This window comes from Brachyspira pilosicoli (assembly GCF_019402445.1).
Lineage (GTDB): Bacteria > Spirochaetota > Brachyspiria > Brachyspirales > Brachyspiraceae > Brachyspira > Brachyspira pilosicoli_B.
Window position 1 is genome coordinate 1 of the sequence record NZ_SRZM01000117.1, and the last position, 21,043, is coordinate 21,043.

Here is a 21,043-nt window from a genome sequence, read left to right on the forward strand (position 1 = left end):
AATAAAAGCTGTAAAACTATAAAAAATGTTTTTGTAGTTGACTTTATTATACTTTGTGTTATTATAATTTGCATCGTAAGAGGATAATATTATGTATTTGAGTCTAAAACAAAAATTATTCTTCAATCAGGACGCTTTTCCAGATATTTACTTTCTATAAATATACCGTGTGTATATCTTAAATCTAACTAATAGATATTGTTTTTTTATATTATATTAAATTATCATTTTTTAATAATTTTATTATTAATAATATTTCAACATTATATTTTATAAGGATTTTTTATGTGTAAAGTATTGGTGGAATTTATAAATACCTGTCCTACCTGCGATGGGTATTCATCATATTTAAAAGAACTTCAAGAAACGTATAAAGATAAGATAGAAGTAAAACTCTACTACGCAGGGAAAGATTTTGATTATTTAGCAAAATACGGAATGGTAGACAGAGGTACATTGATTATAAATGAAAAAAACAGATATGATGTGTTAAGCAAGAAGCTAATAGAACAAGAAATTAAAAAAGCTATAGAAGCACAAAACTCTTAAATGGAAATAAAAATATGATAATGCGTTTTTTGTATGTATTTTGGGACTTTCTTGTTATAAGTTCAGAATGGATTGTTATAAGCTTAATATTATCTGGTATAATACATGCTTTTGTTCGTCCGCAGGTGCTTCAAAAATCTATAGGCAATAAAAAAATATCCTCTCTAATAAAGACAACCATATCAGGAGCAATACTTCCTATATGCAGTTGCGGAGTGCTTCCATTGGCATTAAGTTTATATAGAACAGGTGCATATTTAGGACCTACCCTTTCTTTTTTGGTGGCAACTCCAATAATTAACCCTGCTGCAATAATAGTGGCTTTTGCTATGCTTGGAAAAGAGGTTACTTTTATATATATTTTATGCGGTATATTTTTGCCTTTAATAATAGGAATCTTAGGAAATATTTTTGGCGGAAAAGAATTAATTGCTCCTGAAGTTTTAAAGCTTCAAAGTATTAATATAAAAATTCCAGAAAACATTTATATAGATAAAACTCCTTGGTACAAAAAATTATATAACGGCATATTATGGGGCTTTAATAATCTAGGAATAGAAATAAGCAGATTTATATTAGTGGGTACTTTATTTGGGGCTATTTTATTAACAGTAGTGCCTCAATCATTTGTTATGCAGTATTTAAGTAACCCTAAATTAGTTTCTATTATAGGTATAACATTAGTAGGATGCATGATGTATGTGTGTGCTCTAGGGCATATTCCTTTTATTGCTGCTTTAATATCTGCAGGTGCTTCACCAGGTATAGCTATTACTTTTTTAATTACAGGTGTTGCTACAAATATATCTGAATTAATAAGCATATATAAACTAATAGGAAAAAGAACTTTAATAATATATCTTTTCTCTATGCTTTTCTTTGGCATATTGATAGGATACATTACAAATATTTTATTGGCTAATAATTTTACACCAATATTTGATTTATCAAGTTCAAGCAAGCAAATAGAATTAGCAAATAATATAAATATTACTTTTCCAGATTGGTTCAAAAATATATGTGCTGTTGTGGTGTTGTTTATGGGGCTTTATTCATGGTTTATGATCATAGTTAAAAAAATAAAGATTTTGCTAAATAATAAAGGAAAAGAAGTTCAATGTTGAGAATGCTTTTTGCTTTATGCTTTTTTGTGTTTATCTCATGCAACGATAACACTGAATATATAAAAAATGCAGAAGGCATAAATAATAAAGAGCTCTACAAAGAGTATATAAAAAAATATTCTGATAAGGAGTTATTAACTTTTTTGGAGGGAGATTTGAACGGAGATAATACAGATGACTTAATAATAATATATAAAGAATCTGAATATTCAAACAAATTAATTGGTATATATAAAGATTCTAATAAAATATTAATGACTACTCCAATACCAGCACCTATAGAAAATTACACAATCAAATTTTATAACATAGATGAAAAAGTACCAAATGAAATTTTAGTGTCTGGTAAAAAGGGAGCTAATATAGGTTTTGCTGTTTACAGACTTGAAAATGGAGAATTAATAAGCTTATTTGAAAACGGCATGGAAAAATGCTGCTAAATATAAATCAAAAAAATATAAGGAGAAAAAAATGAAAAAAGTTGTAATTATTTTTTCTATGATTGCTTTCATCATTTCATGTGGCGGAAGTGATAATGCATCTAAAACAACAGAAACTTCTATTTCAGAAGATGTACAAGCTATAGTTGATGACTATAATTTGGAAGAGTTAAGCGATGCAGACAAAAAATACAAAATTAATTTAGGTTATTATAACTGCGACCATATGACAGCAGCTTGTGTCGGAGAAGATACTGGAATATTTAAAGCATTAGGTTTAAATGTTACAGTTACAGGAAATGGTAATGTACCAGAGGCTATGAGTGCTGGACAAATGGATATGGCTTATGCTGGTTTTACAACTACTTTAAATGCTGTAAAAAATAAAGTTCCTCTTTTTATAGCGGCAGAAAATCATACAGGAGGAGCTGAGTATTTTGTTGTTTCTAAAGCAATAGAAAAGCCTGAAGATTTATTAAACAAAAAAATATCTATGGGAGCTAATGCAGAAACTGAAAATCTAAACTGGGCAGAATGGACAGAGCAATTAAATATACCAAGAGATACTACTTATTATGAAAACTTTTCTATGAGTGATTCTGATGCATATTTTGCATTTAAGTTAGGACAGCTTGATGGATACGGTGCATGCGACCCTTGGGGTTCTATGGCAGAATATGAAAACACTGGTAAAATATTAAAAAGACAAAACACAGACAGAGAAATTGATGGTCATGGTACTTGCTGTAAAGTTTGTATGAATTATAACTTTGCTAAAGCTCACCCAAAATTGGCAGAGAGAATACTTCTTGCTCATGTTATGTCTATAGAATATATGTATCTTCACCCTTACAAAGCAGCAGAAATATTTGCTGAAAATTATAATGTTCCTTTGGAAGTTGGCCTTATGACTTTATGGAAAAAACTCAATGAAGAAGGAAGAACTATCACTTGGAAATTAAACAGAGAATACGTTCATAATCAAATGAAAACTATGAAGAGATTAGGTATAAGAGATGATATTAATTCTCTTAATATAGATGATTATATTGACTTATCTTATTTTGAAAATTCAGGTGCTAAAGATTTTGATGTATTTATTAAAGAACAAGTTGATCCAATATTCCCTCTTGGCATGAGTTATAAAGATTGGAGAGCTAAAGCAGTAGAGATAGATAATATTAAAGAAGAACCTAAAGCATAAAAATTATAAGCAGGAAATAAAGATGAGGCATATAATAAAGAGAAACAAATATATCATTGTATTTAGTATAATTTTTGTTATATGCTTTATTTTATTTCAGAATTATAAAAACTCTTTAGATAAAAAAGATACAATAACTATAGCATGCGGAAATGATGCTTCTGGAATGCTTTTTGATTATATAATAAATACTAAAAAAAATTCTAATATAGAGTTTTCAAATATTGATTATATACAGTTTTTGGATTGCTGCGGTTCTCAGGCTGAATTTGCTTTTATATCTGGAAGAGTTGATATGGCAGTATTATGTCCAGATGCGGCTTTTCAATTAACATCTATAGACACTAATTATTATATAGTAGATTCTATAGTAAAAGGCTCTAATATATTAGTTTATTATAATGAAAGCTATGATGATGATAATATAAAACCAAAAAATATTGGATATATGAATAAAAGACTTCTTCAAGAGATATTGTTAAAAGAGAAGTATACAAATTCTAATTATTATCCTATGCTTTCAACTGCATTGCCTTATGCTTTAGAAAAGAAAACTGTTGATGCTGTATTAATTGATATTATTTTAGCTTTAAAAATAAAAGAAGCAAGGTTTAAAAAAATAGATACTGAAGAAGTTGATTATTATTTGGTGGCATCAAAAAAATTAAAAGATACTTTAATGCTTAATAATTTTATAAAAGCTTACAATGAAGCGGTAAATGATATTGAAAATGAAGCTATATTGTCAAATATGCTTACTCATTATTTAGATATTTCAAATTCACAAGGAGAGATAAAAACATGGAAAACAATGGGAGTCAAGTTCCTCAAAATAAAAGCAGAGTCATAAATTTAGGTAATGCTGGAAACAGTTTATTTATGAAGTTTTATAGTGTTTCTGTACTTTTAGCTATTATGATAATTTGGTATTTTCTTGCAAAAAAGATAGATAATAATTTACTTCTTCCAGATTTTATTTTAACTTGCAAAGAGTTTTTTAAATCTTGGATAGATTCTTATACAGTACAAAATTTACTTATAACATTAGAGCGAGTATTTAGAGGTTTTCTTATAGCCTGCATAATAGGTCTTCCATTAGGACTTATCATGGGGTATTCAAAGCCTATACTTTTGGCTGTATCACCAATAATAAACTCAATAAGACAAGTACCAATAATGGCATGGATTCCATTAGCTATAGTGTGGTTTGGACTTGGTGATGGTCCTACAATATTTTTAATTACTATGAGTGCAATATTCCCACTTATAATAAACACAATAGATGGAGTGAGAGGAATAGACCCTAATTATATTAATGCAGCAAGAAGTATGGGAGCAAAAAATATAGACATAATGCTTGATATAATTTTACCTGGTGCTTTGCCTTCATTTCTTACAGGATGCAGACTTGCTTTAGGACTTGGTTGGATGAGTGTAATATGTGCAGAGTTTATAGCTACAAGTAAGGGTTTTGGATTTATATTGGTAGAAGCTCAGCAGAGGCTTGAGACACCTAAGCTTTATGCTCTTATGATAGTGTCTGCTCTTATTGGATTTAGTATGGATAGAATATTAATTATATTAGAAAAATTACTTACTTCTTGGAGATTTAAAAATGGCAATTCTTGAAGTTAAAAATGTATGCAAATCTTTTAAGGTTTCAAAAAAAGCTCCTGAAGTTGAAGTATTAAGAAACATTAATTTTAATATAGAAAAGGGAGAGTTTGTAACTTTGCTTGGACCTTCAGGCTGCGGTAAAACAACACTTCTTACTATGATAGGCGGTTTTCAAAATCCTAGTTCTGGAGAGATATTACTTGAGGGTGAGAAAATAGAAAGACCTTCTTCTGAAAGGGGATATGTTTTTCAAAATTATGCTTTATTTCCTTGGATGAATGTTGAAAAAAACATACTTTATTCGCTTAAATTTTCAAAGATGAATAAAGAAGAAAAAAAGAAAAGATTAGAAGAGCTCCTTGAAATGTCGCATCTTAAAGGTCATGAAAAAAAGTATCCTATATCTCTTTCTGGGGGAATGCAGCAGAGGGTTGCTGTTGTAAGGGCATTAGCACCTAATCCAAAAATACTTCTTTTAGATGAACCTCTTGGTGCTATAGATTTACAGATGAGAGAACATATGCAAAAAGAGCTGCTACAATTAGTTAAAGAAAGTAAAAGCACTGTATTGATGGTTACTCATGATGTATCTGAGGCTGTTTATATGAGTGATAGAGTTATTGTTATGAGCTTAAACAAAGGAGAAATTGTTGCTGATATAAAAATAGATTTAAAGCACCCAAGAGAAAGAGACAGCATCGAATATATAGAACATGTTAGAGAACTTAGTAATAGTGTTAAAAAAGCTTTTATCAATGAAGCGGCTATTGATAAAAGTTAATATAAATATTTTTTAGAGGATTTAATTTATTATGTTTGATTCAGATTTTATGAACAAATATGGCGTGTCTGATAAGTATCATAACTTAGATTCAGATATGCAAAACGCAAGGTTAAGGTTAATTGATAAAGTAATAGAAACAGGATGCACCATCAGTAGAGAAGAAGCTATAAAAATATGTGGCGATGAAAAATTGTACAATTCTTTAATAGAGAAAGAAATTGTTACTATGAGTGGTGATTCTATTGCATTTCTTTATCCTGTATCAGCTATGGAAACTAATCACAGAGTAAAACTTTCGGACGGAAGAGAGTTTTGTTCTATGTGTGCTATTGATGCTTTAGGCTCTTATAGTTTATTTCATCAAGATACTGAAATTAATTCTATATGCTCTCAAACTGGAGAGAAGATATATGTAAGAATTAAAGACAGACAAATAGTAGAACATTCGCCTAAAGATATTCATGTTATTCATGTTGATCTTAATAAAAACAAAAACTGGGCTAGCACTTGCTGAAATATTATGAATTTCTTTGGTTCAAAGAATGATATGAATGAGTGGCTTAAAAATCAAGAGGTTGATAACAATACAACATATCTTTTAGATTTACAAACCGCTTTTAAAGTAGCAACTGCTATATTTCAGATATAATTTTTTATAAAATTAATCTCCTTATGATAGTTAATCATTTATTTAAGTATTTAATAAAATGATTAACTATTAATAAATTATTTTACTTTTTACTTATGAAAATAATTATAGATATTATTAGCCACTTTATAACTTATTCCAGGTATATTGGCTATATTATCTAATGAAGCATTTTTTATATTGTCTATATTGATAAAATGAGAATAAAGTTTTTCTATGCCTTTTTTACCCAAACCTTCTATTTTTTCAAGTTCGCTTTTTACCATTTCTCTGCTTCTTTTTCTTCCATGACTAGTATTAACCCATCTATGTGTTTCATCTCTCACCTTTTGCAAAAATAGTCTTGCAGGCTCATTATCATTTAATTGAACTGGTGTTTCTCTATTTGGTAAATATATCTCTTCAAACTTTTTAGCAAGTGCCATTATAGGCTGATTTTTTATGTCTAATTCTTTTAAAGCTTCTATTGCAGAGTTAAGCTGCCCCCTTCCACCGTCTATAAGTATTAAATCTGGAAATGTAGAGTTCTCTTCTTTAAGCCTTTTATATCTTCTGTAAACTGCCTCTTTTATAGAAGCAAAGTCATCTATGCCCGTAACAGTCTTCATATTAAATATTCTATAGTTTTTATTGTCAGAAACTCCATTAACAAATCTCACCATTCCAGCCATGGTATAACTTCCCTGAATATGTGCTATATCGAAAGATTCTATTATAGAAGGTGCTTTTTTTAGTTTAAATATTTCCTGAAGCCTTGTAATTCCAATAGGTACTTCTCTAATCAATGCTCTCTCTTTAAATAAATGTCTTGCATTTTCATTCGCTATTGATATTAATCCTTTCTTTGTGTTATCAAGTTTTATTTCAACATCTCTTCCCGATATCTCTTTTAAATAATCCTTTACAACATCAAAATCTTTAATTACAAAATCTGTAGCTATTGAAGCGGGTATTAAATTATTATGAGTATAATATTGAGTAATGAATGCAGAAATGACTTCACTATATCTTGATCTGTTAGAATCTTCATCAATGTTTTTGTCTTGCATAGCGAAAGTTTTTCTGTCTACAAGCTTGCCTCCTTTTACAGAAAGCACTACAATAGTATAATCTCCATTTTGTCCATAAGCTCCTATAATGTCTATATCATCGCTTTCTGGTACATATATACTCTGTTCAACTGTAATAGATTTTAGTAAGTCAATTTTATCTCTTAAATCTTTTGCCCTCTCAAACTCTAGCTTTTCCGCAAATACAAACATATCCTGCTTCATCTTACCAATAAGCTCATCAACATTGCCCTCAAGAAGCATAATAGCGTTGTCAATATCTTTATCGTACTCTTTTTCATCAATTAAATCGGCACAAGGAGCAGTGCATTTACCTATATGATAATAAAGGCAAGGTCTTATTTTGCGTTTTAGAGGAAAATCATATTTGCACCTTCTAAGCTTAAAATTATCTATTATAAACTTTACTATTTTTTCTGCCCTCTCCGCAGCAACATAAGGTCCATAATACTTTTTATATTTTTTAGCATTTTCTTTGTCTATTACATTTCTTGCTTTTATTACCCTTGGAAAATGTTCGTTTGTAATTGCTATAAAAGGAAAAGATTTTTGGTCTTTAAGAAGTATATTATAATGAGGCTTATGCTTTCTTATCATCTCAGCTTCAAGTATTAAAGCCTCTACTTCGTTTTTTGTAACTATATAATCAATATCTCTAATATGTTCTACTAATGCAGTTGTTTTTGCATCTTTATTATTTCCTATAAAGTAGGAAGATACTCTTTTTTTTAATGATTTTGCTTTGCCTATATATATGATATTGGCATCTTTATCTTTCATAAAGTATACGCCAGATTTTGTAGGCAGGCGTTTTAATTTTTCTGAAATATATTCTTTAACTTGATTATTCATAATTATAAGTTTTATAATTATATAAAAAATAAAAAGTTTGTCAAAATTATATTTTTAATTTCAAATATTTGTAGTACAAATTCAGCACAAATAATAAATTTACAAAATTCAGTTTTTATATTTTTGTTAAAATAAGTTCTTTATTTTGTGTAATAATAAGCAATAAACCGCACGTATAAAGTGTATTGAATAAAGGTAGGCAGTATCGTGCGGAGAGGTGCCGCGGCTCGCGGTTGACAAACTTAAAAATTTTCAGTATATACCTAAACAATTATAATTTATCAATTTTTATTTATTTGCAAATAGAGTCTTAATTTATTAAGAATATAAAAACTTATAATAAGTTACTAAAATGTTTTATATATAAAATAAGTTCTTTATCTTGTGTAATATAAGCAATAAACCGCACGTATAAAGTGCATTGAATAAAGGCAGGCAGTACCGTGCGGAGAGGTGCCGCGGCTTGCGGTTGACAAACTTAAAAATTTTTAGTATATACTTATTATAATTATTAAAAACTTTAGGAATAAAAATGAAAGCTTTAGTTTATATTGGAGATAAAAAAATAGAATTAAAGGAAATAGAAAACCCAAAGATTATAGACAGTAAAGACGCTATAGTAAAAGTGCAATTATCAAGTATATGCACAAGCGACTTTCATATAATAAACGGGCAAGTACCCAGGGCAAACAAAAATATAGTGCTTGGGCATGAATTTGTGGGCGAAGTAGTAAAAGTTGGAAACGAAGTAAAAAAACTTAATATAGGCGATAGAGTATCTGCCAACTGCATAACTTTTTGCGGAGAATGCTATTACTGCAAAAATGGCTTTATAAACAACTGCGAAAAAGGAGGCTGGGAGATAGGCTGCCGCATTAATGGCTGTCAGGCTGAATATGTGAGAGTGCCTTTTGCTGATATGTCATTAAATATAATTCCTCACAATGTCACATATAAAAATGCATTATTTGTTGGAGATATTTTAGCAAGCGGATATTTTGGTGCTGAGCTTTGCGAGATAAAAAAGAATGATACTGTTGCTGTAATAGGTGCTGGGCCTGTTGGGCTTTGTGCTATGATGAGTGCGAGGGCTTTCGGTGCAAAAAAGATTATAGCCATAGACATAAACAAAGATAGATTAAACATCGCAAAAACAAACAATTTAGCAGACTTTTTTATTAATCCTAATAAAGTTAGCAATATAGAAGAATATATAAAAGACATAAATAACGGCAGGCTTTCTGACGGCACAATAGAGGCAGCAGGAGGAGAAAATACATTCGACTTAGCTTGGAGAATTGCAAGGCCTAATTCTGTTGTAGCGTTAGTTGCAATGTATGAAAAGCCTCAGATACTTCCGTTAAATATAATGTATGGAAAAAACTTGATATTCAAAACAGGCGGTGTTGATGCTGTTCATAGTGATGAAATCTTGAAACTAATATCTCAAGGCAAGTTAAATACTGATTTTCTCATTACTCATACTATAAAACTAGACAACATATTAAGAGGCTATGAGATATTTGATAAAAAAGAGGATAATTGCATAAAAATTGCTGTTGAACCCATACAATAAACAATCAAAAAATTAGAACAATCTAACATTCCCTAATTGTAATAATATTAAAATAGGTGTATAATATATCAATTAAAATTTAATTAAGTATTGAAGAGGATATTATATAATGGCTACTGGAGAAAAGACATATAGTTCGAAAAATATTCAGGTGTTAGAAGGATTAGATCCTGTTAGAAAACGCCCAGGTATGTATATAGGTTCTACTGGTTCTCAAGGTTTGCATCATTTGGTATACGAGGTAGTTGACAATAGTATAGATGAAGCTATGGCAGGCTTCTGTAAAAATATAACAGTTACAATAAAAAAAGATAATATAATAGAAGTAGAAGATGATGGAAGAGGAATACCTGTTGATATGCATCCGAAGCTCAAAATATCTGCTTTAGAAGTTGTTATGACTAAACTTCATGCTGGTGGTAAATTTGACAATGAAACTTATAAAGTATCAGGCGGTTTGCATGGTGTTGGTGTATCTGTAGTTAATGCTTTAAGTACAGAGCTTATTGCTGAGGTAAGCAAAGACGGTAAACTCTACAGACAAGTATATCATAGAGGAATACCAGAAGAGCCTGTAAAAGAAGTAGGTAAATCAAATAAAACAGGAACAAAAGTAACATTTACTCCAGACCCTGAAATATTTGAAACAACTGTTTATGATTATAAAATACTTGCTAATAGATTAAGAGAATTGGCTTTCCTAAACAGAGGAATAAGAATAACACTCATAGATAAAAGAGAGTCAAAACCTGTAAGCAATGAGTTTTATTATGAGGGCGGTATAGAAATGTTTATCACCCACCTTAATGAAAACAAAAAAACATTGCATGATAAACCAATATATTTGCATAAAACAGAAGATAAAACAGATGTAGAAGTGGCTATGCAGTATGTTGATGCCTATAATGAAAATATATTTACATACTGTAACAACATAAACACTACAGAAGGCGGTACGCATTTAGTAGGATTTAGAACAGCTCTAACAAGAGTTTATACAGATTTTGCTAAAAAGCTTGAGTTAGACAAAAAAAACAAAATAACATTTATGGGTGAAGATACAAGAGAAGGTTTAGTTGCTGTAGTATCTGTAAAAATACCTAATCCTCAATTTGAAGGTCAAACAAAAACTAAATTAGGTAATACTGAAGTTCGTGCTGTAACAGAAAAACTTGTAGTAGAAGGATTAAATGATTATTTCTCACAAAACCCAAAAGTAATAAAGGCAATACTTGAAAAAATAATATCAGCTGCAAATGCAAGAGAAGCTGCAAGAAGGGCAAGAGATTTGGCAAGAAGAAAAAATGCTTTAGAGAGCGATTCTTTACCTGGTAAATTGGCTGACTGTTCTGAGCAGGAAGTAGATAAATGTGAAGTATATCTTGTAGAGGGAGACTCTGCAGGCGGTACTGCTAAAGGCGGAAGAGACAGACATTTCCAAGCAATACTTCCTTTAAGAGGTAAAGTATTGAATGTTGAAAAAGCAAGACTCGACAAAATAATAGATACAGACAGTTTAAAACCAATAATAGCAGCATTAGGATGCGGAGTTGGTGCTTCTTTTGATATATCTAAAATAAGATACGGAAGAATTATCATAATGGCTGATGCTGATATTGACGGTTCACACATAAGAACTTTACTTTTAACTTTCTTCTTTAGATATATGCGTCCTTTAATAGATTTAGGACATATATTTATAGCTGTTCCTCCTCTATACAAAATTAGTTTTGATAAGAAAAATTTTGTTTATGCATACACTGATGAACAGAGAGATAAAATATTAGAAGAAAATAAAGATAGAAAATATGACATACAAAGATATAAAGGTTTGGGTGAAATGAATGCTGACCAGTTATGGGAAACTACTATGAACCCAGAAACAAGACTTATGTATCAGGTATTAACAGAAGATGCTGAAAAGGCAGACCAATTATTCTCTATGCTTATGGGTGATGAAGTTAAGCCTAGAAGAGAGTTTATTGAAGCTAATGCAAAATATGTTAAAAATCTAGATATATAATTACTAAATAACTTATATTTTGTAATTTCTTATTTTATTAAATTTTTATAAGTGTTACGCACCTAAAAGAATTTCCTTCTGTTGTGGTGTATACTTTGTAAAAGTTTTATTTTTATAATAGGTTTCGCAAAGTATAAATATTTTATCTTTATATATTTAGAAGATTTATATAATATTATTATTTTAATTAAAAATATAGTATTTTGTAAAGTATATTTAAAAGAGATATATATTATTTTGTATAGATAAAATAGCTGTAGGAAAGTGCTAATAATAGATATGAATAAAAAACTTTTAAATTTTTTAGTGTATAAAACTGTTTGACTTTTCTAACATTTATATTTATAATATTTCATATTAATAATTGATTTTTCATGTTAAAGATATATATATTTTATTTAAGGAGGTAAAATTATGGATAATATATATGATTTAATTATAGTAGGAGGCGGCCCTGGAGGAATTGCTGCTGCTGTTGAGGCTGCTATACTTCAAATGAAAAAAGTGCTTCTTATAGAGAAAGGAGATAATCACTCTACTACTATTAGAAAGTTTTATAAAGATGATAAAAGAGTAGACAAAGATTATAAAGGTGAAGCTTTAGATTTGAAAGGCAACATTAAATTTGAAACTGCAACTAAAGGTGATGTATTAGATTTATTTAGCGAATGTTTATTTGGAAACTATATTGAAGCTATGTTTAATACTGAAGTTGAATCCATTAAAAAAAATGGCGAATATTTAGAAGTTACTACTGTTGATAATAAAACTTATACTTCTAAATATGTTGTAGCTTCCATTGGAAAAATGGGAAGACCTAATAGACCTGATTATAATATACCGCCTAGTTTGAATAATGTTGTAAACTTTAATATTTATAAATGCAAAGAAAATGAGAAAGTATTAGTAGTTGGAGGAGGAAACTCTGCTGTTGAGTATGCTTATCTTTTAGGTAAAGATAATGATGTTACAATTAATTATAGAAAGGCTGAATTTACAAGACCTAATGAAAAGAATTTAGAAACTATTAAAGAAGATATAGCGAGCGGTAAAGTAAAGCCAAGATTAGGTGTTGATATTAAATCTATAGAAGACAGTAGCGGAAAAGTATTGGTTCATTATGCTGATGGCATTGATGATACTTATGACAGGGTAATATATGCTTTAGGAGGAGTAGCTCCAATAGACTTCTTAAAAAGATGCGATATAGAGTTAGATGAAAGCGGTGTGCCTATAGTTAATGACAAACATGAAAGCTCTGTTAAAAACTTATTTATAGCTGGAGATATATTATATAAATCTGGCGGTTCTATTGCTAAGGCTTTGAATGCTGGATTTGATATAGTTAAGTATGTAGATGAATTAATGAAAAAATAATTTTATTAGAAGGAGTATAAATTAATATGTTAAAAGTACTTGCAGTTTGTGCTAATGGTTCTGGAACTAGTTTAATGATGGTAGAAAAAATTAAAAGAGTTTTAGAAAGTTTTGATATAAAAGACGTAAAGATAGAACATTCTGATTTGCAAAACAATAAAATAGATGAATACAATTTAATATTCTGCCCTTTTGCTTTTTTAGAAAAAGTAAAAGAATATGTAAAAGATGATACTAAAATTATAGGCATCAAAAATATATTATCTGAAGAAGAGTTTAAAAGACAAATTATAGATTCAGGAAACTTAGAAGAATTAAAAAAATTATAATAATTTTTATAAATAATAAAAAGCGAAAGGTTAATTAAAACCCTTCGCTTTTTTTATTAGAATGCTTTTCAATTATTAGGATATATCAATTTATAATCTTTCTTTTTTCCTTCTTCAACATAATCTTCAGGCACTACTTTCCAATTATTAAGTTTTTCAACAGTAATAGCACCATTTTGTTTTTCAAACCAATTAATAATATAATATCTCAAATCTTTATCTGTAGCCTTTAATACCAAATCCATGTTTTGCAAAGTTTTTAAATCTATTCCAGCACCTTGAGATAAATGTCCGCCGCCGCCGCTTCCTCTATAAGAGTTAATAGCAACTTTATATTCTTTGTCTAATTCAAAAGGTCTGCCGTCAGTGAAAGATTCTATTGTAACTTTTTCTCCTCTAGGCTTAGTAACATCAACAATATAATTAATACCTCCAACACTTTCATAATTATAACTAGGTGTAACTGTGTCATAAGAATTATATCTGTTATTAAATATTAACTCTCCATTTGCATCTTTTTTGAATGCTATTAAATGGTCATTAATATTAGTCATAGTATTAAACCATCTGTCATAAGAATATTCCATAACATCTTTTATTTGTTTTCCTGTTAATTTCATCACATAAAAGAAATTCTCATAAGGATAAAGGCTAAACATATCTCGCACCTTTACAACACCATTATTTAAAACAGCATCTTTACTTAAAGGAGCAGCAAAACTAACATCAACCTCCTCTCCCAATTCTTCTTTAGCTATAGTAAACTCTAGCCTGTGTATAAAACTTAAAAAATAACTATCTCCAAACATAGCCTCATCAGAAGTAAGTTTAGTGTTCAAATTACCAATATCACGGATCACCCAAGTTTGTATAGCTTTTTTAGAAGAATCAAAATTATCTAAAAACTCTTTATCTGCCTCATACTTTGAAACATCAATTAATTCACCTTTAAATTTAATGTCCCAAGCATTATTAGTATAAATCATACTCACATCAATAGAAGGTATAAATCTTGCAGCATTAACTCCTCCAAATATAGGCACAACTTTACCGCTTGGACTTTTAACTTCTTTAGTTTTTTGTTTAGTAGTTTCATCATACCCCAAACCAGACCACCCCTGATGGTCATGACCTACAAGTATAATGTCAAACCCATCAACTTGCTCTGCCACTAATTGACTAGCATTTTCATTCTTGAAAGTCTCTTTATCTTCTGTATAATTAGCACCCGCATGGAAAAGCCCTATAACAATATCAGGACTCTCTTTTTCTTTTATAGTTTTCATCCATTTTTTTGCTGATTCAACCATATCTTCCACAGCTAATCCTTCGTATAATACCTTTGGAAGTTGTCTATCTATTGCAGGCTCTATCAAACTAAGTATTGCTATTTTTACTCCATTTTTCTCTATTATAGTATAAGGTTTAAAATATGGATTTTTTGTTTTTTCATCTACTAAATTAGCAGAAAGTAAAGGAGCTTTTATCTCTTTTACTATTTTATCATAAACATTATGCCCAGCCTCAACATCATGATTGCCCACTCCCACAGCATCATAATTCATATAATTAAGCACTTCAGACCATATATGAGGCTCATTAGTGGCAACAAAATTATAATAATAAACTGTAGGCTGCCCCTGAAGAGAATCTCCATTATCTAATAGTAATACTGTTTTACCTTCATCTTTTAGTTTTTTAATATATGTATTTACTTGAGCTATGGAAGTATTTTCTTCTTTATCTGTAATAAAGTTATAAGGAAAAATCATTCCATGTATATCTGTAGTTTCAACTATAGTAAAATTAATCTCACCCTCGGGGTAAGTTCTATTATTAGAATTATTACAAGACATAAAAACCAACAACGAAATAATAGTTATTATAATATATACTTTTTTCATTAAAAACTCCATATTATTATAATATATAAGTATAGTGAAAAAAAAGAATATATCTATTTTATTTTTAATAAATTATAATTATTTTGTAAAACCTTTGGTATCGTCATAAAGCTCTATATATTTTTTTATGCCTTTTGCTGTTGCTTTTACCATTTTTAGCCTTGTCTCTTTATTTTTTAAAAACTTAGCATCATCGGCATTTGTGATAAATCCAATTTCTATAAGCGTAGAAGGCATTATTGCACCTTTTAAAACATAAAATAATGCATTTTGCACAGGCTTAGTTCTCTTTGCTACTCCAGATACCTTATGCACTTCGTCTGCAATAGACTCTGCTAATATTCTGCTTTCTTTTTGATACTGCTCTATAAGCATATAATTGTGAGTAATTTGTGATGAATAGTATTCATATTTAGCTGAATCTATTTTATCAAATTTTACCAAAGCACTATTTTCAAACATAGACACAGCCCTAGCATATTCACTAGATTCCTGAGCACTAACAAAATATGCCTCAAAACCTTTAGCACTAGAGCTTAATGAAGCGTTAGCATGCACACTTATTAATAATGCATTATTAGCTTTTTCTGTATTTATTTTTGCTGCCGTGTTTGCTATTTCAAAACGCTCTGCAAGAGTTGGGTAGGTATCATTTGTTCTTGTTAATACTATCTTTACATCTGGCAGTATACTTTCCAATTCTTTTTTAAGCTCTAAAGAAAATGACAAAACTATATCTTTTTCATATACCTTTCCAACACCAATAGAACCTGGGTCTCTTCCTCCATGCCCCGGGTCTATTATAATTGTTGTAATGCCTTTAGAATCAAATTTGCTCTTTGCTGGATTAAAAGCTTTTTTTAATTCTTCTGCTGTAATATTTAAATTGTTTAATTTTATTTTATCATTATTCTGAGAGTATAAAAAGCAAGTATTAAATAGAGCTAATACAAAAAATAATATTATTCTTCTTTTATTTCCTCTGAATAACCACAATCTTCCTTGATACAAACTTTAAACAATCCTTTGTTTTTAATATTTTTCTCTACCATAAGCCCATTACATTTAGGACAAGGCTCAAGCAAAGGTTTATCCCAACTTACAAAATCGCATTTAGGATAATTGGAACAACCATAAAACTCTCTTCCCCTCTTAGAACGCTTTAATGTAATGTCGCCTCCACATTTAGGACAAATACCAAAAGATATACCCTTAGTATTTTTACATTCAGGAAAACCAGAACAAGCAATAAAATATCCGTATCTTCCTAAACGTTTAATCATCTTCTTGCCACATTTCTCACATACAAAATCAGTTTCTTCATTAAAGAAATCTTTCATATTGTGAATATTTTCTGTAGCAACTTTGAGCGTATCCAAAAAATGAGGATAGAACTCTTTTAATATATTATTCCATTCAACATTATCGTCTTCTATTTTATCAAGTTTACTTTCCATATCAGCAGTAAAGTTAATATTTACAAGTTCTGGGAAATTTTCGCTTATAAGTTCATTAACAAGTTTTCCAAGTTCTGTAGGTACAAGCTGTTTACCTTTTCGCTGTACATAATGCCTTGATATGATTGTTTTAATAGTTGGAGCATAAGTAGAAGGTCTTCCTATTCCTGATTCTTCAAGTATTTTTACAAGTGAAGCATCTGTATATCTTGGAGGAGGTGTTGTAAAGTGCTGCTGAGGATTATGCTCTACAAAATCGCATACTTCACCATTAGATAAACTAGGCATTTTTGAAGCCTTTTCTTTATCTTCTTTGTCTATAGTAAGTACTTTCATAAATCCGTCAAACTCTATTTTTGATGATGAAACAGCAAACTCACAATCGCCTGCAACAATTACAGCTCTTGTATTTTTCATTTTTGCAGGAAGCATTTGAGAAGATACAAATCTCTCCCATATAAGTTTATAAAGTTTATATTGTTCAGATTTTAAATATTCTTTAATGCTATCTGGTGTTAAAAACACATTAGTAGGTCTTATAGCTTCGTGAGCATCTTGTGCATTCTTTTTTACAGAATAATTTGGAGGCTCTGGAGGTAAATAATTACTTCCATATTCTTTTTGTATAAAATCCCTCGCCTGCTCTTGTGCTACTGGAGATATTCTCACACTATCAGTACGCATATATGTTATAAGTCCTGTGGCCTCTCCTGCTATAGATACTCCTTCATAAAGTGTTTGTGCTATTTGCATTGTCTTTGATGAGTTATAGCCTAAAGATGTACTTGCTGCTTGCTGTAATTTACTTGTAGTATATGGAGCTGTTGGATTTCTTAATCTGTCTTTTATCTCTATACTTGATACTGTGTATGTTTTATCTTTTAAATGCTCCATTATAGCATCAACATCTTCTTTTGTTTTTAATTCTGGCTTTTCACCTTTATATTTTTGAAGTTCTGCCAAAAACTCTTTATTTTTATGTTTTAAAAATACTCCAAATGTCCAATATTCTACAGGAACAAATGTTTCTATTTCATCTTCTCTGTTACATATTATAAGCAAAGCAACATTCTGTACCCTTCCTGCAGAAAGCCCTCTTTTTATCTTCTCCCAAAGCAGAGGACTTAAATTATAACCGATAAGTCTGTCTAATACCCTTCTCGCTTTTTGTGCATTTACCTTTGCTATGTCTATATCTCTAGGTTTATCAATGGCTTCTTTAAGTGCATCTTTTGTAATCTCATGAAAAACTATTCTCTTTATAGGTACAGTAGGATTGACACTTCTTATTTTATTTCCTATATGCCAAGCAATACTCTCCCCTTCTCTATCATCATCGGCTGCGAGCAATACCTCTTCAGATTTCTTTGCTTCTTTTTTAAGCTCATTTAATATCTTAGCTCTTCCTCTTATTGTTATATATTCAGGCTCAAAACCATTCTCTACATCTATAGCTAGTCTGCTTCTTGGCAAATCTATTAAATGCCCCATTGATGATAATACTACATAATCTGACCCTAAATATCTATTTATAGTCTTTGCCTTAGCAGGTGACTCAACTATCACTAATTTCTTTTTGCTAGTTTTCTTTTCTTTAGTTTTTGTAGCCATTTTTTTATATCCTTAATTTTTTTATTTCTCTATACTATAATATTTTCCAGATAATTGCTTTATAAAACCATTAATCTCTAATTGCATAAGCAAAGATGTTACACTCTGAACTTTCATGTTAGTTTTTTCTATTATATCGTCTATGTGTATTTTTTCAACTTTACTTATTATATCATAAATAAAAGCTTCGTCATCTTGTAAATTAGGTTTTATAATACTCTCTTTTTTATTTTGCTTTTTATTATCTAATTTCTTTTCTTGTTTTGAAACCTTATTATTTTCCTTAACATCATTAACTTTATTAACTTTTTTCACTTCTTTATTTTTATTAATATTACCGCCTTCAAAATATTTAAGCTTCATCTTAACATAATCTTCATCATTAGAAAATATATCATCAAAATCTTCTAATATATCTAATATATTATAAGCTATTTTAGCACCATCTTTATAAAGTTTATGATTGCCGTAATATTCTTTTAATTTCTCATCATAAGGAGCTATATAAACATCTCTTCCTTGATTAAGAGCAAAGTCTACTGTTATTAAAGCCCCCGATTTGCTTGATGCTTCAACCATAACAACAGCATAGGAAAGACCTGATATTATTCTGTTTCTTCTTGGGAAGTTTGTTTTATCTGGTTTTCTTCCTACTTCAAACTCACTTATTATAATCCCTTTTTCTATTAATTTATTATAAACCTTTAAATTCTCTGAAGGATAAACATTATCTATTCCGCACCCTAAAACCGCAACAGTATTCGCTCCAGAACTTATAGCTCCAATATGTGCTTCTTTATCTACTCCTTTAGCCATACCAGATACTACAGAAATATTTAATGCAGATAACTTTGAAGATATATCAAAAGCATATTTACAACTTTTATCTGTTGGAAATCTTGTGCCTACCACTGCTATAGAGTTTCTTCTTAACTTTTTTAAATCGCCTTTGTAGTAAAGTATATATGGAGGGTTATCTATTTGCTTTAAATTAAATGGATAGTCTTCATCAAATAAACTTAATATGCCTACTCCATAACTTTTTGATTTTTCTATTATATCATTTGCTTTGTCTAATATTTCATTTTTATTAAAATTGCCTATTTGCGATTTGAACTTTTTTTCTAATAGCAATTTTATATTCTCTTCTTTATCTTCAAAAATATTTTCTACAGAGTCATAATGATTAATAAGCTCGGATATTCTTTTGTCGCCTACTTTGTCAATCTGATTTAAGGCTATTAGATATATGTTTTTATTATCACTATGCATTTTAACTTGTTCTCCGTAAATCTACTCTAATTCATTTGATTAATTATTTGATTTATATTATTCAAAGCCGTTTGCTTTATGTTGTTTTCTTTTGCTAAAGACACTATTTTTCTATAGGCTTCAATAGATTCTTTACCGTTTCCCAAACTATATTGTATGCGTGCTAGTATAAACAAATAATCTATATTGTTGGGGTCAGTTTCTAGTGATTTATTTATTAAACCTAATGCTTCTTCGTAATAGTTTTGCTGTATGCCTCTAAGCGATGATAGTGCGGCGTAGTAGTTAGGGTTTTGCGGGTCTTTATTTATGGCGAACTGTATATTACTTTCTGCACGGGCTAAAAAGTTTGTTTTTTGTGCTTCTGTGTCGGCACTTTCTGCAAGGTTGGCATATGATAGTCCTAAACCATAACGCAAGTATGGGCTATTAGGGAGAATTTTTAAAGCTTCTGTAAAATATTTTGCTGAATAGGCATATTGTTTTTTTGCTAGGCTTCTTTCTGCTAACACTCTATATACTGCCCCTAGCCTATCTTGAGCATAAATTTTCTGATTGATTATGTCGTTGTAGGTGTCTGTAACATCGAGAAGGGCTTTATCATCATCTTCATTTTTGCCTTTCTCATAGAGGTTGTAGGCACGGTTTAGGTTAAATCTGTTTTTAAATACTTGATTGCAAGACATCAAAAAAAAGCAAGAAAAAATAAACAATGATATTTTTAAAAATTTCTTCATACTCAAAACCCTCATATAAGGAAATATACTATATTATATAAAAAAGTAAAGTAAAGTAAAAAATAATATTTTAAAATAATAATTAACTAGAAGCAATTAACATAATACAAAATATAAGCTAATTTATCGGCTGCTGCAGGCGGTTGCAGGCGGCAATACGGCGTGATATTTTCATATAAAATTATGAAAATTTTTTCCGCACTTTTTGTAAAAAAATGCGATTTTTACTTGATTTTTTTTTTTTTTTTTATCATAAATATATAGAGGTAATGTAAATATTTACATCTGTTTAGTATTTATAAATAATAAGCTGCTTAAATACAGTTTTTTATTTTAATAAATAAACAAAAAATTTTATAAGGAGTTTATATGAGCAAAAAGATTATTTATTTATTATCTTTACTTATGGCTTTAAGCTTAGTGTTTGCAAGCTGTAAGAAAAATGGAGCCGGCGACATAAGCGGAACT

At 29.5% G+C, this 21,043-nt stretch carries 18 protein-coding genes; 12 read left to right on the top strand and 6 right to left on the bottom strand.

Annotated elements, in window-relative coordinates; translation table 11 throughout:
• Nucleotides 1-285: 285 nt before the first annotated feature.
• The 8 genes from saoT to saoL are packed head-to-tail and all read left to right on the top strand — an operon-like array spanning nucleotide 286 to nucleotide 6,367.
• On the top strand, nucleotides 286-549 hold the full coding sequence (gene saoT / locus E6A48_RS04570) for a thioredoxin-like (seleno)protein SaoT (protein ID WP_219708864.1): 264 nt from the start codon (nucleotides 286-288) through the stop codon (nucleotides 547-549).
• A gap of 14 nt (nucleotides 550-563) precedes the next feature.
• A complete protein-coding gene (saoE, locus tag E6A48_RS04575) occupies nucleotides 564-1,673 on the top strand; it encodes an efflux transporter SaoE (RefSeq protein ID WP_219708865.1) in 1,110 nt (369 codons plus the stop codon).
• A complete protein-coding gene (gene saoC, locus E6A48_RS04580; protein ID WP_219708866.1) occupies nucleotides 1,667-2,113 on the top strand; it encodes a Cys-Cys-COOH (seleno)protein SaoC in 447 nt (148 codons plus the stop codon). Before saoE ends, saoC begins: the two co-directional genes overlap by 7 nt.
• Before the next feature lie 31 nt (nucleotides 2,114-2,144).
• The gene (gene saoX, locus E6A48_RS04585; protein WP_219708867.1) at nucleotides 2,145-3,317 is read left to right on the top strand and encodes an ABC transporter substrate-binding subunit SaoX; all 1,173 of its coding nucleotides are present in this window, start codon (nucleotides 2,145-2,147) and stop codon (nucleotides 3,315-3,317) included.
• A 22-nt stretch (nucleotides 3,318-3,339) separates the two neighbouring features.
• The gene (gene saoB, locus E6A48_RS04590) at nucleotides 3,340-4,167 is read left to right on the top strand and encodes an ABC transporter substrate-binding (seleno)protein SaoB (protein WP_219708868.1); all 828 of its coding nucleotides are present in this window, start codon (nucleotides 3,340-3,342) and stop codon (nucleotides 4,165-4,167) included.
• Nucleotides 4,119-4,946 carry an ABC transporter permease subunit SaoP gene (gene saoP / locus E6A48_RS04595; protein ID WP_219708869.1) on the top strand — a complete coding sequence of 276 codons (828 nt, stop codon included), beginning with the start codon at nucleotides 4,119-4,121 and terminating at the stop codon, nucleotides 4,944-4,946. The genes saoB and saoP overlap by 49 nt, the downstream gene beginning before the upstream one ends.
• Entirely contained in the window at nucleotides 4,933-5,715 is a 783-nt protein-coding gene (gene saoA, locus E6A48_RS04600; protein WP_219708870.1) for an ABC transporter ATP-binding protein SaoA, read from the top strand. Before saoP ends, saoA begins: the two co-directional genes overlap by 14 nt.
• Before the next feature lie 31 nt (nucleotides 5,716-5,746).
• Complete coding sequence (saoL, locus tag E6A48_RS04605) at nucleotides 5,747-6,367, top strand: MerB-like organometallic lyase SaoL (RefSeq protein ID WP_258018539.1); 621 nt, start codon at nucleotides 5,747-5,749, stop codon at nucleotides 6,365-6,367.
• An 89-nt stretch (nucleotides 6,368-6,456) separates the two neighbouring features.
• On the opposite strand, the gene uvrC is transcribed toward saoL, so the two are convergent.
• Nucleotides 6,457-8,289 (bottom strand): excinuclease ABC subunit UvrC, encoded by a 1,833-nt coding sequence (gene uvrC / locus E6A48_RS04615; RefSeq protein WP_219708872.1) that lies wholly within the window; start codon nucleotides 8,287-8,289, stop codon nucleotides 6,457-6,459.
• A 532-nt stretch (nucleotides 8,290-8,821) separates the two neighbouring features.
• Between uvrC and E6A48_RS04620 the strand changes: the two genes are divergently transcribed.
• From E6A48_RS04620 to E6A48_RS04635, 4 genes are all read left to right on the top strand, one after another.
• Nucleotides 8,822-9,865, top strand: coding sequence for an alcohol dehydrogenase (locus tag E6A48_RS04620; protein ID WP_219708873.1), 1,044 nt, complete (start codon nucleotides 8,822-8,824; stop codon nucleotides 9,863-9,865).
• Nucleotides 9,866-9,974: 109 nt separating this feature from the next.
• A complete protein-coding gene (gyrB, locus tag E6A48_RS04625) occupies nucleotides 9,975-11,888 on the top strand; it encodes a DNA topoisomerase (ATP-hydrolyzing) subunit B (protein WP_219708874.1) in 1,914 nt (637 codons plus the stop codon).
• 414 nt (nucleotides 11,889-12,302) lie between these two features.
• Nucleotides 12,303-13,265, top strand: coding sequence for an NAD(P)-binding domain-containing protein (locus tag E6A48_RS04630; protein WP_157145806.1), 963 nt, complete (start codon nucleotides 12,303-12,305; stop codon nucleotides 13,263-13,265).
• 26 nt (nucleotides 13,266-13,291) lie between these two features.
• Complete coding sequence (locus E6A48_RS04635) at nucleotides 13,292-13,594, top strand: PTS sugar transporter subunit IIB (protein WP_219708875.1); 303 nt, start codon at nucleotides 13,292-13,294, stop codon at nucleotides 13,592-13,594.
• Nucleotides 13,595-13,662: 68 nt separating this feature from the next.
• Here E6A48_RS04635 and E6A48_RS04640 read toward each other — a convergent pair whose 3' ends face one another.
• The 5 genes from E6A48_RS04640 to E6A48_RS04660 form a co-directional block, all read right to left on the bottom strand.
• A complete protein-coding gene (locus E6A48_RS04640) occupies nucleotides 13,663-15,498 on the bottom strand; it encodes a bifunctional metallophosphatase/5'-nucleotidase (RefSeq protein WP_219708876.1) in 1,836 nt (611 codons plus the stop codon).
• A gap of 78 nt (nucleotides 15,499-15,576) precedes the next feature.
• Nucleotides 15,577-16,509, bottom strand: coding sequence for an N-acetylmuramoyl-L-alanine amidase family protein (locus E6A48_RS04645; RefSeq protein ID WP_219708877.1), 933 nt, complete (start codon nucleotides 16,507-16,509; stop codon nucleotides 15,577-15,579).
• Complete coding sequence (gene topA, locus E6A48_RS04650) at nucleotides 16,461-18,566, bottom strand: type I DNA topoisomerase (RefSeq protein ID WP_219708878.1); 2,106 nt, start codon at nucleotides 18,564-18,566, stop codon at nucleotides 16,461-16,463. The genes E6A48_RS04645 and topA overlap by 49 nt, the downstream gene beginning before the upstream one ends.
• A gap of 21 nt (nucleotides 18,567-18,587) precedes the next feature.
• Nucleotides 18,588-19,838, bottom strand: a complete 1,251-nt coding sequence (gene dprA / locus E6A48_RS04655; protein ID WP_219708879.1) for a DNA-processing protein DprA — start codon at nucleotides 19,836-19,838, stop codon at nucleotides 18,588-18,590.
• 26 nt (nucleotides 19,839-19,864) lie between these two features.
• The gene (locus E6A48_RS04660; protein ID WP_219708880.1) at nucleotides 19,865-20,575 is read right to left on the bottom strand and encodes a tetratricopeptide repeat protein; all 711 of its coding nucleotides are present in this window, start codon (nucleotides 20,573-20,575) and stop codon (nucleotides 19,865-19,867) included.
• Nucleotides 20,576-21,043: the final 468 nt, after the last annotated feature.

Coding starts and splice junctions, on each gene's coding strand:
- saoT (WP_219708864.1), top strand. CDS start 286: ATGTGTAAAGTATTGGTGGAATTTATAAATACCTGTCCTACCTGCGAT.
- saoE (WP_219708865.1), top strand. CDS start 564: ATGATAATGCGTTTTTTGTATGTATTTTGGGACTTTCTTGTTATAAGT.
- saoC (WP_219708866.1), top strand. CDS start 1,667: ATGTTGAGAATGCTTTTTGCTTTATGCTTTTTTGTGTTTATCTCATGC.
- saoX (WP_219708867.1), top strand. CDS start 2,145: ATGAAAAAAGTTGTAATTATTTTTTCTATGATTGCTTTCATCATTTCA.
- saoB (WP_219708868.1), top strand. CDS start 3,340: ATGAGGCATATAATAAAGAGAAACAAATATATCATTGTATTTAGTATA.
- saoP (WP_219708869.1), top strand. CDS start 4,119: ATGGAAAACAATGGGAGTCAAGTTCCTCAAAATAAAAGCAGAGTCATA.
- saoA (WP_219708870.1), top strand. CDS start 4,933: ATGGCAATTCTTGAAGTTAAAAATGTATGCAAATCTTTTAAGGTTTCA.
- uvrC (WP_219708872.1), bottom strand. CDS start 8,289: ATGAATAATCAAGTTAAAGAATATATTTCAGAAAAATTAAAACGCCTG.
- E6A48_RS04620 (WP_219708873.1), top strand. CDS start 8,822: ATGAAAGCTTTAGTTTATATTGGAGATAAAAAAATAGAATTAAAGGAA.
- gyrB (WP_219708874.1), top strand. CDS start 9,975: ATGGCTACTGGAGAAAAGACATATAGTTCGAAAAATATTCAGGTGTTA.
- E6A48_RS04630 (WP_157145806.1), top strand. CDS start 12,303: ATGGATAATATATATGATTTAATTATAGTAGGAGGCGGCCCTGGAGGA.
- E6A48_RS04635 (WP_219708875.1), top strand. CDS start 13,292: ATGTTAAAAGTACTTGCAGTTTGTGCTAATGGTTCTGGAACTAGTTTA.
- E6A48_RS04640 (WP_219708876.1), bottom strand. CDS start 15,498: ATGAAAAAAGTATATATTATAATAACTATTATTTCGTTGTTGGTTTTT.
- topA (WP_219708878.1), bottom strand. CDS start 18,566: ATGGCTACAAAAACTAAAGAAAAGAAAACTAGCAAAAAGAAATTAGTG.
- dprA (WP_219708879.1), bottom strand. CDS start 19,838: ATGCATAGTGATAATAAAAACATATATCTAATAGCCTTAAATCAGATT.
- E6A48_RS04660 (WP_219708880.1), bottom strand. CDS start 20,575: ATGAAGAAATTTTTAAAAATATCATTGTTTATTTTTTCTTGCTTTTTT.